Genomic DNA, 14,859 nt, shown 5'->3' on the forward strand with positions numbered 1-14,859 from the left:
AACAACGTGGTAATCACGGGCAAGACCTTTACCTGGACGAGCAGCGACACCTCGGTCGCTACCATTAGCACCTCGGGCCTGGCTACGGGTAAGACCGCGGGTGTCACGGCGATTACCGCAGAAGTGGACGACACGTCCAACGCAGTGAGACTGACGGTGACCAAGCCTCCACCACCTCCTCCGCCGCCCCCGGTGGTGCACCGGGTCACCGTGACCCCGGAAACGCCGTCGATCGCGGTGGGTAAAACGCAGCAGTTCACTGCTACTGCCTATGATTCGAACAACGTGGTAATCACGGGCAAGACCTTTACCTGGACGAGCAGCGACACCTCGGCTGCGACAATTGACTCGTCGGGACTGGCTACGGCAGTGAATGCAGGTACAACAACGATAACGGCGGAGACAGGCGGTATTCCGGGTACGGCTTCACTTACCGTCACCGAAACACCACCGCCTGGGACCGTGATAGCATCTGTTGTGGTGAGTCCTGCTTCGGCATCAATCCAGAAGGGCGAGACGCAGCAGTTCACTGCGAAGGCCACCGACTCGGCCGGTACAGAGATAACGGGCAAAACCTTTACCTGGGAGAGCAGTGCCACCACGGTCGCTACCATTGACTCGTTGGGACTGGCAACGGCAGTGAACACAGGTTCGACGACGATTAAGGCAAGGACAGACGGTGTTTCCGGTACAGCTTCACTCACCGTCACCGAACCGCCAATCTGTCCCATGCTTAAGGGCAGCATAGCTAATCAGACGCTCACCTTGGGAGGGAGCGCCGCCCCGATCGATCTGATGCAGTATTTCTCGCTGCCGGAGGATTTCGTCCCAACCTACGTAGTCAGCTCGACCGATACGAGCGTAACGACGACCAGTCTTGCGGGAGCCATGCTAACGGTAACACCCGCCGCCGCCGGTACGGATACGGTTAGCGTTACGGTCAGCAAGCAGGATTGCGATGCTGTGAAGCAATCCTTTGTAGTCACCGTGATCCTGCCCTGCCCGGCCGTGATCGCGGACGCACCCATCCAGGACCAGACGCTGGTCGTGGGCGCGGGCACGACGCAGTTCGATCTGACGCAACACTTCGAACACATCGATCAGGACGGTATCGAAATCTCGGTAACATCCCCAAGTCCGGGTATCGCCACGGCTGTTATCGAGGGGACCAGCCTGAAAATCGATCCGGTGGCGGCCGGCCAGATCGCGGCCATCGCGGTAACGGTTACCGATACGGCCGAAAGTGATCCATGCGATCCCGTGTCACAGTCCTTCATGGTCACGGTGGAGGCCGCGCTGGAGCATCCGGGTCTCTATCCCTGGTCGGTCTCCGGTGAGCACGTTTACCGGCTTAATGGCAACGTGGGCATCGGCGTGGAAGTTCCGGACCAGAAGCTCGTCGTGGATGGGACGGTCAAGGCGGAGGGGTACCGGCTGAGGATGATCCCTGCCGACTACGTGTTCGAGGAGGGTTACGACCTCCTTTCTCTGGATGAAGTGGAGTCGTACATCCGGAATCACGGCCATCTGCCGGGCGTGGCCTCCGGCGTGGATATGAAGGCCAACGGCCTGGGTATCAGCCGGATGCAGACCACGCTTCTGGAGAAAATCGAGGAACTGTCGCTCTACATCATCGCGCAGCACGAACAGCTTCGCGAACAGGGCGACCGCCTCGCCTCGCAGCAGCAGAAGCTGGAGATTCAAAAGACGCAGGTAAGTGAGCTGGAGCAACGGCTCAGGAGATGGGAAAGATGACTTTCTGGCAGGATGCACATCCCGGGAATCGCAAAGCCCGGGAATCGCGAAGCACCAGGGTTTCCATTAACCGTAGAAAGGAGCAAGTCATGTTCAGGATGTTTATAACCGTTGCGATGCTGGTGGCACTCATTACACCAGGCACACAGGCCGCAGTCATGAATGAAGGCGCGTTCGCCGCACCGGTCCCCGACCAGTCCACACCGACGCTGGGGACCATTCCGGCACAGACCGTTGCGATCTGCTGCGAGCTCGAGCTGGACCTTTCCACGTTCGTTACCGGCACGATCGGCACGCTTAAGTTCAGTGCGTCAACGTCGGACGCGGAAGTTGTGACAGTGAGCGTTTCCGGCAACATTCTGACGATCACCGGGGCCGGCGAGGGCGAGGCGAACGTAACGGTTCGATTGGGAACCGAGACGACTACGACAACGAGAACGGTTTTCCGCGTCACCGTGCGGGCAGGCAGTCCGTGGTCGGTGTCGGACGCCGGCAACGTCTACCGGCTTGAGGGCAACGTGGGCATCGGCGTGGACGACCCGGACGAGCGGCTCGTCGTGGACGGCCGCATTAAGGCCGAGGAGATCCGCCTTGAGGATGTCACGCCCGCCGACTACGTCTTCGACGAGGACTACGACCTCATGTCCCTGGACGCGTTGAAGGAACACATCCGGGCACGCGGACACCTGCCGGGCATCGCCCCCGGCGCACAGATGGAAGCCGAAGGCGTCAGCGTCGGCCGGATGCAGACCCGGCTGCTGGAGAAGGTGGAGGAACTGATGCTCTACACCATCGACCAGCACAGGACGCTTTCATCCCAGCGTGAGGTGATCGACGCGCAGGAACAGCAGCTTGCCCGGCAGGAACGGTACATAGAATCGCTGGAGCAGCGGCTGTCAAAACTGGAACAGAACCGGTGATCGACGTTGCACGCGCAACGCGCCGGAACGCCCCGGGACCGGTAAAGGAACCGGTCCATCGGGGCCTTACGAGGAGTTACAGGTAAAACGATCGTTTGCGACTGACGAAACCAACAAAGAGGACTCGCAACACCACAACGCCCGTGCGATTCGCATAGGCTCAAAACAACCGCTTCAGAATACCCTCGCGTCCCCTCAGCGGACCCGCACCCCGCGGACCTTCAAGCGTCCCCGTGCTACTTCTGATCGATTCTCGGCACGGGGTTTTCTATGCCTGCAAAAGACATCAGTCTCACGTCCCGATAACCAATTGCCCAGATCCAGGCCGGGTGGCTGTTCCATCCGCTGTCAAGGAGTACATCATGCCAGTTTTCATCCACTACATCCACACGTTGACCATGCGCATTTCGCGCAAGTACCGGACCGCAGCAACCATTGTAAAGGACCTCATCATGCAAAGACGCTTATGCCATTTCGCCCTGAGAACACTCCTCGGCCTCCTCATCCTTTCCATGTCGGCGCTGACCGCTCACGGCCAGCAGACGATCACCGATGCCGCCAAAGGCGCCTATGACTTCGACAGTCTCTCCGGCGTCATCGACGCGGACCAGGTCGACTACTTCTCGGGCAACTGGTCCTACGCGTTGCCGCTGGGCGAAGTAGAAGGCACGGGCGGCCTGTCCCTGCCCCTGGCCATGCGCTACAGCAGCGCGGTGACGGGCACGGACCGGCTGATCAGGCTCTCCGACGACCCCGCGGTCACGTCCACGCTCAGCAAGGGCACGGTCACGCTCAACAACGCCACGTGGGTGGGCCTGGGGTGGAACCTGGAGTTCGGGGCGATCCGGGTGACCGGCGGCTATGAGCTCAAGGATACGACCAGCCCGATCAACCACCCCTTCTCCTTCAACCTGTCCATGGTGCTTCCCGACGGATCGCACCGCCTGGTGCGCCAGCTCGACGACTCGCAGCGCGCCGATGATCCGGGCGTATCTCTCCCCGCCACCAACGTCTATTTCGCCGAGAACCGGCGCTTCATGGACGTCCGTTGGAACTTCGACCGGAACGCGCCGCTGGCCTCCACGTGGACAGTGAAGACCGTATCGGGCCTGACCTATACCTTCGGCGCGGTCACGATCGGCGGGAACTCCTACGGCATGAACCAGACCGTCAAGGGCGGCACCGTGCAGAACGGGCGCTTCGACGAGCTCATGCCCGAGATGGTATACCAGTGGAACCTGGCCGAGATACGGGACCAGGCCGGCAACACGATCCGGTTCAGGTACGCTTCCGACGGCCCAGTCACCACGGTCCGGGACTGGGCGAAGGAACGGGCCGAAGAAACGCGCTCCTTCCGCAACCTGCTCGATTTCGCGGACCTGGACCCGCGCTTTCCTAACGGCGTCTCTGAAGATGGGAACATATACAACCTGACCGTGGTCAAGACGTTCAACACGGCGCACCTGTCGAAGGTTATTTTCGCCGGAGCGGACGGGAAAGTCGTGCGCAAGATCGCGACCGAGACCAGCGAGCGCGAGGACCTTCATGTCGCCCGGCACGGCGGAGTCGCCATCACCTACGACAACTATTTCGACACGCCGACAGGCCAGAACCTCACCTACGGCCACCACCTGGTGCGCAACAACCGCAACTACCGGATGTACGACGGGATCTCGAGCGCCCACCGCCTCGACGCCCTGACCGTAACGGACGGGGTCGAGACGGTCACGAATCCCGATGGCAATCAGATTGCCCGGTACGTCTTTCGCTATGCCGACGACAAGAGCCTTCAGGCGCGGCCGCCGGTGGCGCCGGGCGACAACGCGCGCACGCTCCTGCTCGAAGAGATCGCCGTCATGGGCACCGGCAGCGCTGCCTCAGACCAGCTGCCGCCCTGGCGCTTCACCAACACGCTGGCCGACAGCTACCGCATCACCAAGATCTTAACGCCCGCGGGCGGGGAGATGAAGATCGCCTACGAGGAGGTCGCACCTCCCGATACCACGCTTAAATACGATGACGCCTATTTCGACCGGTCTCGTCGCATCAAGCGCATGATACGGGACGCGGACGGAGCCGGGGGACCGGTCCCGCCGGATATCACCACTTTCAACTATATCCAGACGGCGCCGGTCATGGATATCATCGACGACCGGCGCGTGCGCCGCATCACCTTCCCCGTGGTGGACGAGGTCCTGCCCGGCGGCCATGGGAAAATACGGCGCGACTTCGTGGGCGAGGCCGACCTGGACGCCCTGGGGCTCTCGGCCACGAACAGGAAGCAGGAGTCCGAACGCGATATCCGCAGGGGCCTGCTGGAGCAGACGATCCACTACGACGCGTCCGGGAACGTGGTCCAGCGGCAGCGGACGACCTGGCAGGTCACGACCCAGGGCACCTGGACCGGCCGCTGGCAGCCCTTCTACCACCCGGGCATCCCCCAGCAGGCCTACTGGATCAGGGCGCAGGAGATGGCGACTACCTGGGACGGGGTCATCACCACCACGCAGCTGACTCATAACGCGAAAAACGGTCTTGTGGCCACCGAGACGCTCAAGTCGGGCACGCACACCCTGCGCGTCACCGAGACCAGCTATCACGCGGACCAGGTGACGCACAGCCCGGTGACCCTGGTCTTCGGACAGCCCGTTCTCGACACCTCCCTGTCGACCGCCAACCGCACCCACGCCGCCTTCCTTAGCTCCGGAGATCCGCCCGTGGCCTCGGTGGAGGCTTTTCTCAACGCGGACTCGGCCATCGAGAGCACCGGGTTCTACGACTTCGCAGGCCGACGCTTCTCCCTGTCCGGACACGATGCGCTGCGCATCCGCGGCGTCCTCGGAACCGATCAGCTGCAGGGAGGCGACAACATGTACGCCGGCGTCACGGTGAACGTCGCCTGGAAGAACGCCGGCAGCCGTCCGGCCGCGTCGCTGACGCAGGTCGTGCCCCTGGGCGGCGGGCGGCCCGATCCGCAGGAAAAAACCTTCGACGTCCTCATGCCCGTGCCTTCGAGCGCGGACAGCGCCCGGGTCAACCTCACGATGTATGCCGGCGTCTACAAGCCGCAGCAGGCCGTGTATCGCAAGATCAGGGTGTACGCCAGGGACCTCCAGGTCACCGCGATGAGTGCCGACGACCCCGAGGACGTGTTCCTCGAAGGCGCCCACATCCTGGACCGCCCCCACGTGGTCACCGTCAGGGACGGTTCAGGCAGCAAGCTGCATTCGAGGAAATACCGATACGGACGCTTCGTCACCGGAAACAATGCCATCATCATGCCCGACACCACCTCGGCATGGCTGGACCGCAACGCGGACGGCCAGGTGTCTGCAAACGAGTGGATCGACCGGCAGGTGGCCGCCGCCTATGACGCCTACGGCAACCTGATAGCGGCGAAGGACGCCCATGGCACCGTGAGCTCCACGATCATGGGCTATGGCCGGATGCGGCCCGTGGCCGCCTTCACCGGCGCCCCCGGATCGCAGGTAACCGCCGAGGTATTCGACGACCACGCCAGCTGGGACGCGCTCGCCGCCGCTACTCCGTGGCACAGGACCGACACCAGGGCCGGCGCCGTCACCCTGGAGGCCGGCGCGTTCTCCGTGGACAACGCCGTGGCCGAACGCAGCCTGCCCTCCCTGGCCGCCGGCGTGTTCGAAGTCGACGTAAGGGTGCAGGCCACCGGAGAACGCACCGAGGTAACCCTCGGGCAAAATCGCATCCGTTGGGTCTTCGAACGGGACGGCAGCGTGAAGGCGGCAGACAACGGGACCCTCAAGGACACGGGCGCGCGCTACGTGCCCGGCCGCTGGCATCATCTGCGCATCGCCTGGAAGGACGGCCGGTGGTGGGCCCGCGTGGACGGCGTGCGCTACCCGAAGACCGGTACCTGGAACATGCGGGGCCGCAGAGGCGTCGTCGACGCCGTCAGGCTGGCCAACGGTGCGCAGCCGGCTGAAGCCGCTTTTGACAACCTGCGCGCATGGCCGGAAGGCGCCCAGCCGGCCGCCATGACCACCTACGATCCGGTGACCCTGGACGCCATAGCCGTCACCGACGCGAACGGACATACCGTCCGGTACGCAAGGGACGGCCTGCGCCGCGTCGTGCAGACGAGCGACCTCAAGGGGCGCCTGACCGCCCAGCGGGACCACGCCTTCTCGCGCGAAACCAGCGGCGTAAGCGCTTATAACACCGCGAGACCCAACCGGCAGACCGATATCGCCTACCCTTCCAGGGACGGCCACAAGGATCTCTCGATGGACGGGCACCGCGTCATCACCCGCGGCACAGGTGACCGACTCGAAGAGGGCGTCAGCCTGGAGACCACCGGTCCCTACGTCGTCGAAGCCGGAGAAACCGCTACCCTGAAAGCCAGCGTGCGCATCGTCCTGGGGCCGGGCTTCCACGCCAAGGCCGGGTCGAACTTCCGCGCCGGCATCGACGCCAGCGCGGGCGGCGATGGAGTCACCGGCAGCGGGGCTGTCGCCTACAACCAGCGGAAAGCCGCGAAGCGGGCCGTGAAGCTCGGAGCCTCCTCCGTCCTCGAAACCGGAAGGGTCGAAGGCCGCGTCACGGCCAGGGCCGACTTCCATCCGGGCTCGGCGACATCGGGCAAAACCGTCATCATGGCCTTCGAAGACGGGAACGACTACGTCCGCATGGTCTATGACCGCGGCCGCGTCAAGCTCGAGCGCAGCATCGGCGGCACCGCCGCGTCCACGGCCATGGTGCCCGGTTACAACCGAAACTGGCCCTGGGCCCGCGTCGAGATGGAGCTCCTGCCCACCGGCAAGGTGAACGCATGGATGTATGGCCATAAGGACACCCGGTTCAAGAGCGCTAGCGCTTCGGCCACAGTCCCCGCGAACTGGAAGCCCGCGTTCAAGGCGGCAGGCGAGTCTGGCGACGCCTACCTCGCCAACCTCTACATCGGCGAGGCGGAAACCGTCACGACCTACTACGACGGCCTGGCGCGCCCGATACAGACGCGGGCAGGGGCCGAAGCCAACGACATCGTCACCCGGACGACGTACAACCGAGTAAACCTGCCCGAACGTCTTCTGGGGCCGGTACACCGGGCGCCGTCTTATGACTACGGCGTCCTGAGTGATGCTGCTGCTGGCAGCAGGATCACCCGGACCACCTACGACAACGACCCGCTCCTGCGGGTATCGAGCGTCGTCCCACCGGGCCACGACAACAACTCGGCTGTCGACACCCGCTACGGGAACTGGGCCGCCGGACCCGGCCTGGGCCGGTCCTACGTGACCGTCGACGACGAAAAGGGCGTGGCCACCACCAGGGTCTATGACCCCTATGGCCGCATGCAGCACGTTATCGCCGACTCGGCGGGTGTAAGCGCAGGTACCAGGAACAACTAGACGTCCTATGCCTACGACGCCCTGGATCGCCTGGTCTCGACCACCATGCCGGGCGGCGGCACCACGCGCTACGCCTACGACACCCTGGGCCGCATGACCAGCCGGCATCACCCCGACGCCGACGCGGCCACCATGTACAAGTACGACGACCTCGGACGCATGCGTTTTTCGCAGGACGCGCGGCAGCGCGCCGCCGGAACGAGCAACGCCACACGGAAAGTCACCTACACCGTCTACGACGACTTCGGGCGCGTGACCCGTGTGGGCGAAGCGGCGGCCAACTTCTCACGTCTCGATCCAGAAAGGTCTTACGCCTTCGAGAACAACGCATCGTCGTGGCGCAGCCGCATGACCTACGACGACGACGTCCTGGGAAGCGGGCCCAACTACGCCCAGGGGCGCCTGACTAAAGTCGAGGAAAACACCGACGCCGACGCGGCCGCCGAGGTCGTCCACGAGTACGCCTACGACCACCTGGGAAGCGTGCGCGTCAAGCAGGTGGAAATCGAGGGCCTGACAGGCGCGAAGACGGCCGCCTATACCCATGACCTGGCAGGGCGGGTGACCCGCCTGGTCTATCCCGACGGCGCGCAGGCGCGCTACGCATATGATAGCGCGGGGCGGCTCAGCCGTGTGGGGGACGCACGGGGCAAGACCCTGGCAGAATATACCCACACCGCCGCGGGCAACATCGACACCCACGTCGTGGGTCAGGGCGCGGGTGACACCACTGCAGACGGCGTCGTAACCGGCACCTATACCTACAACCCACGCGAGTGGGTCACCGATCTGAACTATGTTGGTACGTTCAGATCCGAGCTTACCTACGACCTCGCCGGCAACGTCACCAGGCAGAAGTACAGCCACGGCAGCGCCGCGTCCAAGACGGCGGAATACGCCTACGATGCCCTGTACCGGATCACCGGCTTCGACGTTACAGGCGGCACAGCCCGGAACTACGCCTACGACAGGAACGGCAACCTGACGTCCATGGTGACCGGCAGCAGCCGGCTCACCTACAACCACACGGGCGACTCCACGCCCAACAGGCTGGACAGCACCACGGGCACAGGGGGGCAGACCTATGTTTACAACCAGAACGGATGGATGACGCGCAAAGGTGCAGATACGGTGAGATACGACTACCGGGGACTCACCACGGGCTACGGCACCGCGCGGTACTTCATGGATCCGGACCGCAGGCGGGTGAAGAAGACCGTCGGGACGGACGTCACCTACTACCTGAGAGGTCCAGGTGGCAGCGTCCTGGCAGAATATACGGGCCAATCCCTGTCAGCCAATTACGTGTACGCGGGAAGCAGGCGTATCGCCCGGATATCCGGAGATAGTGCCAGCTACTATCTGGCCGATCACCTGGGCAGCACAAGGAGCCTGGTCGACGAAGCCGGCAGCGTCACCGCTGCATACGACTACTGGCCCTATGGCAAGATCCTTTCCACCAGTGGCTCCGGCGCCACGCACTTCCGGTTCACCGGCCACGAGCGGGACTCGGAGTCCAGCCTTGACTACATGCTGAACAGGAATTACGATTTCAACATAGGCAGGTTCCTGCGGCCCGATCCCATGCAGGATGAGTACCCGGGGATCAGTCCCTATGCCTATGCCGCCAATAATCCGCTCAAGTATGTGGATCCAGATGGGCGTGCATTAGTTTTTGGTGCCATAGTAGGCGCTGCGATTGATGTCGGCATACAGGTTGCGGTAGATGGACGCTCACTTGATGAAATCGATTTGGGCTCTGTAGTGATATCAGCCGCGGCTGGGGCAACAGGGGTTGGGTTGATAACCAAACTGTCGAAGGTTAACAAAGTCGCAAGGTTTGGAATCGAAGCAGCCACCGATGCAGGATTCAGTGCTTTACACCAGGTAAACGAAACTGGAAATGTGGATTTAACGAATACTGTACAGGATGTAGCCGTTGGAAGGAGCATTGGCAGATTTGCTGGAGAAACAGCCGGTAGAATAGCCGGCACTTCCAGTACAGTAAAACATCTGACACGTGATGCTGATCGACTTAAGAGAATCGGTGACAATGCCGCAAGCCAAGGCAGAGATTCTCGCGCAAAAAGTCGATACACAAGAGCGGAAGAGCTATATGAAAAAGCTCAAAACTACATCGCGAGACGAGCCATATCAGCAAGTACTGCCGCCACCCAAATCGGTTCCAGAATCTTCGGATGGTTTACTTCCGATGGAGAAGAGGAAAGGGATAAAGAATGAGTTCCCGTAAAAAACAACGGAAATCAAGCCGCTTTAGGGTAGTTCATCGCCTGTACACCCGTTTGAATCGACTCGATCCTGACTGGAACAATTTTGAGGTTTTTCTAATCACTTTGATCGCAGTGATAGTCATTTGGGTGAGCTATAGTTGGAGTGAAGCGGAGAAGTCTCTTACGGGTTTTATCTTTATTGGTGTAGGCGCATATACCGCTAAATCCATCATGAATTTCACTATTGACCTTTGGTACGGAGAGTTTAACAAACGACTGTTCACGGTCTCAGTTACTATGATATCTGTTATAGTAATTGCGTTTTTTGTTGTGGATGTGTTTCCGGAACTCTGGCTAAAGTACATACTTGCTGGATTTGTTATCACGGTGGCCGTAGTCGTGATAGCTAAGGTAGCTTGGGCTTTGTGTAGGCCATAGTATCCTGGAGTTCGGTGATTTGATAAGGTTGCGGGTAGTACACCGTTTATCGGAATCGCTATAGAAAGAACCTTCAATGTATAGCAGAACAAGGAGAGTTTTATCTGGAGTCTAAGCGTCAGCTATCAAGCAGATCTCACTAAAGCCAGTTGTAGAAGCGCCACACAGGGTGTGGGATAGACTTGATCTAGACGACTGCGGAGCGGCTGAAGACGCCTTTCATCAGGGATAGATGAAGAAAACCTGCATGGAAATACACGTTAGTGGTGTCCGTTATCCCAGCCTGTACCTTAAAAGTGTGGTGAAGTCCGGGTTGGTCAGATTGGGTGTCGAGTGCATTGCATATTCCAACACAATTCGCTTTGTACTTAGACCCCGATGGGACAATAGCATACTTCTCGGACCTGCCAGTATCGGCGTTCGGGTATTGTGATGTATTCTTGTCATCGAGCGAATGATGACTTTGAAGCGTATCCTTGGTCGTGATGATTTTACAACTGGTCCAGATGATCGAGAACGTGATCCAGCACCGGCCTTTCCAGCAGACCTGAAAAGGCCGGTCAATTCTGCCAGCAAGATCCTGACACTGCTCATTTCGTAGAATCCTCCTTTACCGCAGCCGAAGAGGTCTCGGTCTTCCACAACGCCAATCTGTTTCGAAGAGTCTCCCGCATTACCAATACGTGATACTATAACCGCCTACGACGACGACCCGCTCCTGAGGGTATCCAGCGTCGTCCCGCCCGGTCACGACAGCAACTCGGCGGTCGACACCCGCTACGGCAACTGGACCTCCGGGCCCGGCCTGGGCCGGTCCTTTGTGACCGTCGACGACGAAAAGGGCGTGGCCACCACCAGGGTCTATGACCCCTATGGGCGCATGCAGCACGTCATCGCCGACTCGGCGGGCGTGAGCGCCGGCACCCGGAACAACCAGACGTCCTACGCCTACGACGCCCTGGACCGGCTCACCTCGACCACCATGCCGGGCGGCGGCACTACGAGCTACGCCTACGACACCCTGGGCCGCATGAACAGCCAGCATTATCCCGATGCCGACGCAGCCACGCTGTACAAGTACGACGACCTGGGACGCGTGCGCTTCTCGCAGGATGCGCGGCAGCGCGCCGAAGGCACGGGCGCCACACGGAAAATCACCTACACCGTCTACGACGACTTCGGGCGCGTGACCCGCGTGGGCGAGGCGGTGGGCAACTTTACAAGCCTCGATCCGGAGAGGTCCTACCCCTTCGAAAACGATGCCTCGTCGTGGCGAAGCCGCATGACCTACGACGGCGGCGATGCCGTTGCCGACAGCGACCCCGTCACCGGCGGGTCCAACTACGCCCAGGGGCGCCTCACCAAAATCGAGGAGAACACCGACGCCGACGCGGCGGCCGAGGTCGTGCACGAGTATGCCTACGACCACCTGGGCAACGTGCGTGTCAAGCAGGTGAGCAACGAGGGCCTGACCGGCGCGAAGACGGCAGTATACGACCACGACCTGACCGGACGGGTCACCCGCCTGGTCTACCCCGACGGCGCGCAAGCGCGTTACGCCTACGACGGCGCGGGGCGGCTCAGCCGCGTGGGGGATGCACGGGGCATGACCCTGGCAGAATATACTCACACCGCCGCAGGCAATATCGCCACTCACATCGTGGGTCAGGGCGCGGGTGACACGACTGCAGACGGCGTCGTCACCGGTACCTACGCCTACAACCCGCGTGAGTGGGTCACCGACCTAAACTACGCCGACACGTTCAGATCGACGCTCACCTACGACCTCGCCGGCAATGTCACCAGGCAGGTGTACAGCCATGGCGGCGCCGCTTCCAAAACCGCGGACTACGCCTACGATGCCCTGTACCGGATCACGGACTTCGATGTGACCGGCGGCACAAGCCGGGACTACACCTACGACCGAAGCGGCAACCTGACGTCCATGGTGACCGGCAACAGCCGGCTCACCTACAACTACTCGGGTACCTCCACGCCCAACAGGCTGGACAGCACCACGGGCGCCGGAGGTCAGACGTACGCCTACAACCCGAACGGATGGATGACGGCAAGGGGGGACGCGTCCCTGACCTACGATTACCGGGGACTCACCACCGGAGTTGGCTTGGCAGCCTATCTCATGGACCCGGACCGACGGCGCGTGAAGAAGACCGTCGGGACGGCCAAGACGTACTACCTGAGAGGTCCGGGTGGCAGCGTCCTGGCTGAGTACTCAGGCCAGAGCCTGTCGGCAAAGTATATCTATACCGGCAGCAAGCGCATCGCCCGAATAGCCGGAGATAGCGCTAGCTACTACCTGGCCGATCACCTGGGCAGCACCCGGAGCCTCGTGGACGATGAAGGCGCCGTCACCGCCGCCTACGACTACTGGCCCTACGGAAAAGTCCTCGCTTCGAGCGGCTCCGGCTCCACGCACTTCAGGTTCACCGGGCACGAGCGGGACGCCGAGTCCGGTCTTGACTACATGCTCGCAAGGTCGTACGCTTACGATGTCGGCAGGTTCCTGCGGCCCGATCCCATACAGGACGAGTACCCGGGGATCAGTCCCTATGCCTATGCCGCAAACAATCCGCTCAAGTATGTGGATCCGGATGGGATGATCATCGAACTCGCATCCAATTTGAAACCCGAACAAAGAGCGAGACTTCAGGGTTACCTTGATAATCTACATAAATCGCAAACCGGTAAGTTTATATACGATGAAGTGCACGGTAGCGACGTGATATTTACTATCGGTTTCGACGAAGATATCGCAGAAGGAAAGGGTGGTTCTGCCGACATCATTTTTAATGAAGAAGAAACCGAACGAAATCCCCTTACGAATCTGGTAACCAAAGCTTCGGTCTCGAGAGGCCAACTTTCGATTGCGGAGCAGAGGATACTTGGCTCACCTGGAGACACGATAGAAGGGATACTGGGTCACGAAATCTTTCATGCATTTCAGGCTATAGACGATCCGGCGAGATACAAGAACCTTAAGGAGAAAGCAAAACGAGAGAATCTCGACTTGGATCAGCAGGAGCTTGAGATCGATGCATACATTATTCAAGGCATTATAGAGAGTGAGTTAGAGCGACAACAAAGGAAGGAAGAAGAATCCAGGGAAGGGGGATAATCCAGGTGCAATCTTACTGGTTGTACATTACGACGGTGTTAGTTGTCTTCTTTGCGGTACATGCCCAATTTACCAAAGACAGGTATAAAGAAGAACTGTGCAAGTATTACGTTGTTCGTTCCGCCGCGATTTACCTTGACGGTTACCGTGTAGACCCGGATCAGAGACTTGCCTGGTTCGATGTATCAGAATTGACAGCCGCAAACTGGGAAAAGTTAATTGTCGACAATATACCAGCCAAAGGCGATTGGTTGTCGAGCAGTATAACAGCATACAGGCTTCCCAGGAAGTTCCTGACGTACGACGTCTACATGGTTTATCGAAGTAACCCGAGTTCGACTAATACAGTCTTCTTCAAGATCGGTCTCGATGATCAATTCAACTTCGTTACATTCTGGGGTTTCAGAGATCCTATTTCTACCGTTGGCGAATACGAGGTTTACCTGGGTTCCCTAGATGATATCACCATCGAAAGTGGAGACTTACCTTTAAAAAACAAGGACAAAATGGATCAGTTCATAGGTGACTGGATTCAACTTACGCAGTACGGGAAGCATCCAGGTTACTTCAAGATCATATCAAACGATTTTGAAGTGACAAACAATGTTGTGGAAGGGACCTGTCAGACTGCAGAATTCCATGAAGCTGATCCAATGTTTGGGGGTAATAAAGTTCGATACAAGGAGTGGTCGTACCGCATATCAGGTCTTGGTCTATCTCATCTTGAACTTTTGTCCCAACGGGAAGATGAAGACCTGTCTGTGATTTTTGGTACATAGATTTGATAGTATTGAAACCCTTCTACACGGGAGATGAAAATGGCACAGACTGAGTACCTTATCATTGTTGAAAAATATGGCCCAAGAGCGTACGGCGCATACGTCCCTGAGCTTCCGGGCATCGGGGTTGCCGGGAAGACCGTATGTGAGGTTCGTAAATTGGTCGCCGACGCGATCAGGCTGTATCTCGAAGAACATGATAGGGATAGTGAC

At 60.0% G+C, this 14,859-nt stretch carries 8 protein-coding genes and 1 pseudogene (1 of these 9 only partly in view); all 9 read left to right on the forward strand.

Annotation, left to right across the window (positions count from 1 at the left end; genetic code table 11):
- Positions 1-13 (forward strand): annotated as a pseudogene (locus F4Z81_05440) (Ig-like domain-containing protein) (it extends 1,157 nt beyond the left edge of the window).
- Complete coding sequence (locus F4Z81_05445) at positions 7-1,755, forward strand: Ig domain-containing protein (protein ID MXW04496.1); 1,749 nt, start codon at positions 7-9, stop codon at positions 1,753-1,755. The pseudogene F4Z81_05440 and the gene F4Z81_05445 overlap by 7 nt, the downstream one beginning before the upstream one ends.
- A gap of 89 nt (positions 1,756-1,844) precedes the next feature.
- Positions 1,845-2,675, forward strand: coding sequence for a hypothetical protein (locus tag F4Z81_05450; GenBank protein ID MXW04497.1), 831 nt, complete (start codon positions 1,845-1,847; stop codon positions 2,673-2,675).
- Between the two features lie 362 nt (positions 2,676-3,037).
- Positions 3,038-8,062, forward strand: a complete 5,025-nt coding sequence (locus F4Z81_05455; protein MXW04498.1) for a hypothetical protein — start codon at positions 3,038-3,040, stop codon at positions 8,060-8,062.
- 45 nt (positions 8,063-8,107) lie between these two features.
- The gene (locus F4Z81_05460; GenBank protein ID MXW04499.1) at positions 8,108-10,303 is read left to right on the forward strand and encodes an RHS repeat-associated core domain-containing protein; all 2,196 of its coding nucleotides are present in this window, start codon (positions 8,108-8,110) and stop codon (positions 10,301-10,303) included.
- Positions 10,300-10,731 carry a hypothetical protein gene (locus F4Z81_05465; protein ID MXW04500.1) on the forward strand — a complete coding sequence of 144 codons (432 nt, stop codon included), beginning with the start codon at positions 10,300-10,302 and terminating at the stop codon, positions 10,729-10,731. The genes F4Z81_05460 and F4Z81_05465 overlap by 4 nt, the downstream gene beginning before the upstream one ends.
- 820 nt (positions 10,732-11,551) lie before the next feature.
- On the forward strand, positions 11,552-13,867 hold the full coding sequence (locus tag F4Z81_05470) for a hypothetical protein (protein MXW04501.1): 2,316 nt from the start codon (positions 11,552-11,554) through the stop codon (positions 13,865-13,867).
- A gap of 20 nt (positions 13,868-13,887) precedes the next feature.
- Positions 13,888-14,646: a hypothetical protein gene (locus F4Z81_05475; protein MXW04502.1), complete on the forward strand. Its 759-nt coding sequence runs from the start codon at positions 13,888-13,890 to the stop codon at positions 14,644-14,646.
- A 33-nt stretch (positions 14,647-14,679) separates the two neighbouring features.
- Positions 14,680-14,859, forward strand: a 180-nt coding sequence (locus F4Z81_05480; protein ID MXW04503.1) for a type II toxin-antitoxin system HicB family antitoxin, incomplete at its 3' end; no start/stop codon positions are given.

The sequence above is a fragment of the Gemmatimonadota bacterium genome (assembly GCA_009835325.1).
Lineage (GTDB): Bacteria > JAAXHH01 > JAAXHH01 > JAAXHH01 > JAAXHH01 > JAAXHH01.

Excerpts from the sequence above, each read along its gene's own strand:
- F4Z81_05450 (MXW04497.1), top strand. The coding sequence starts at position 1,845 with ATGTTCAGGATGTTTATAACCGTTGCGATGCTGGTGGCACTCATTACA.
- F4Z81_05465 (MXW04500.1), top strand. The coding sequence starts at position 10,300 with ATGAGTTCCCGTAAAAAACAACGGAAATCAAGCCGCTTTAGGGTAGTT.
- F4Z81_05460 (MXW04499.1), top strand. The coding sequence starts at position 8,108 with ATGCCGGGCGGCGGCACCACGCGCTACGCCTACGACACCCTGGGCCGC.
- F4Z81_05455 (MXW04498.1), top strand. The coding sequence starts at position 3,038 with ATGCCAGTTTTCATCCACTACATCCACACGTTGACCATGCGCATTTCG.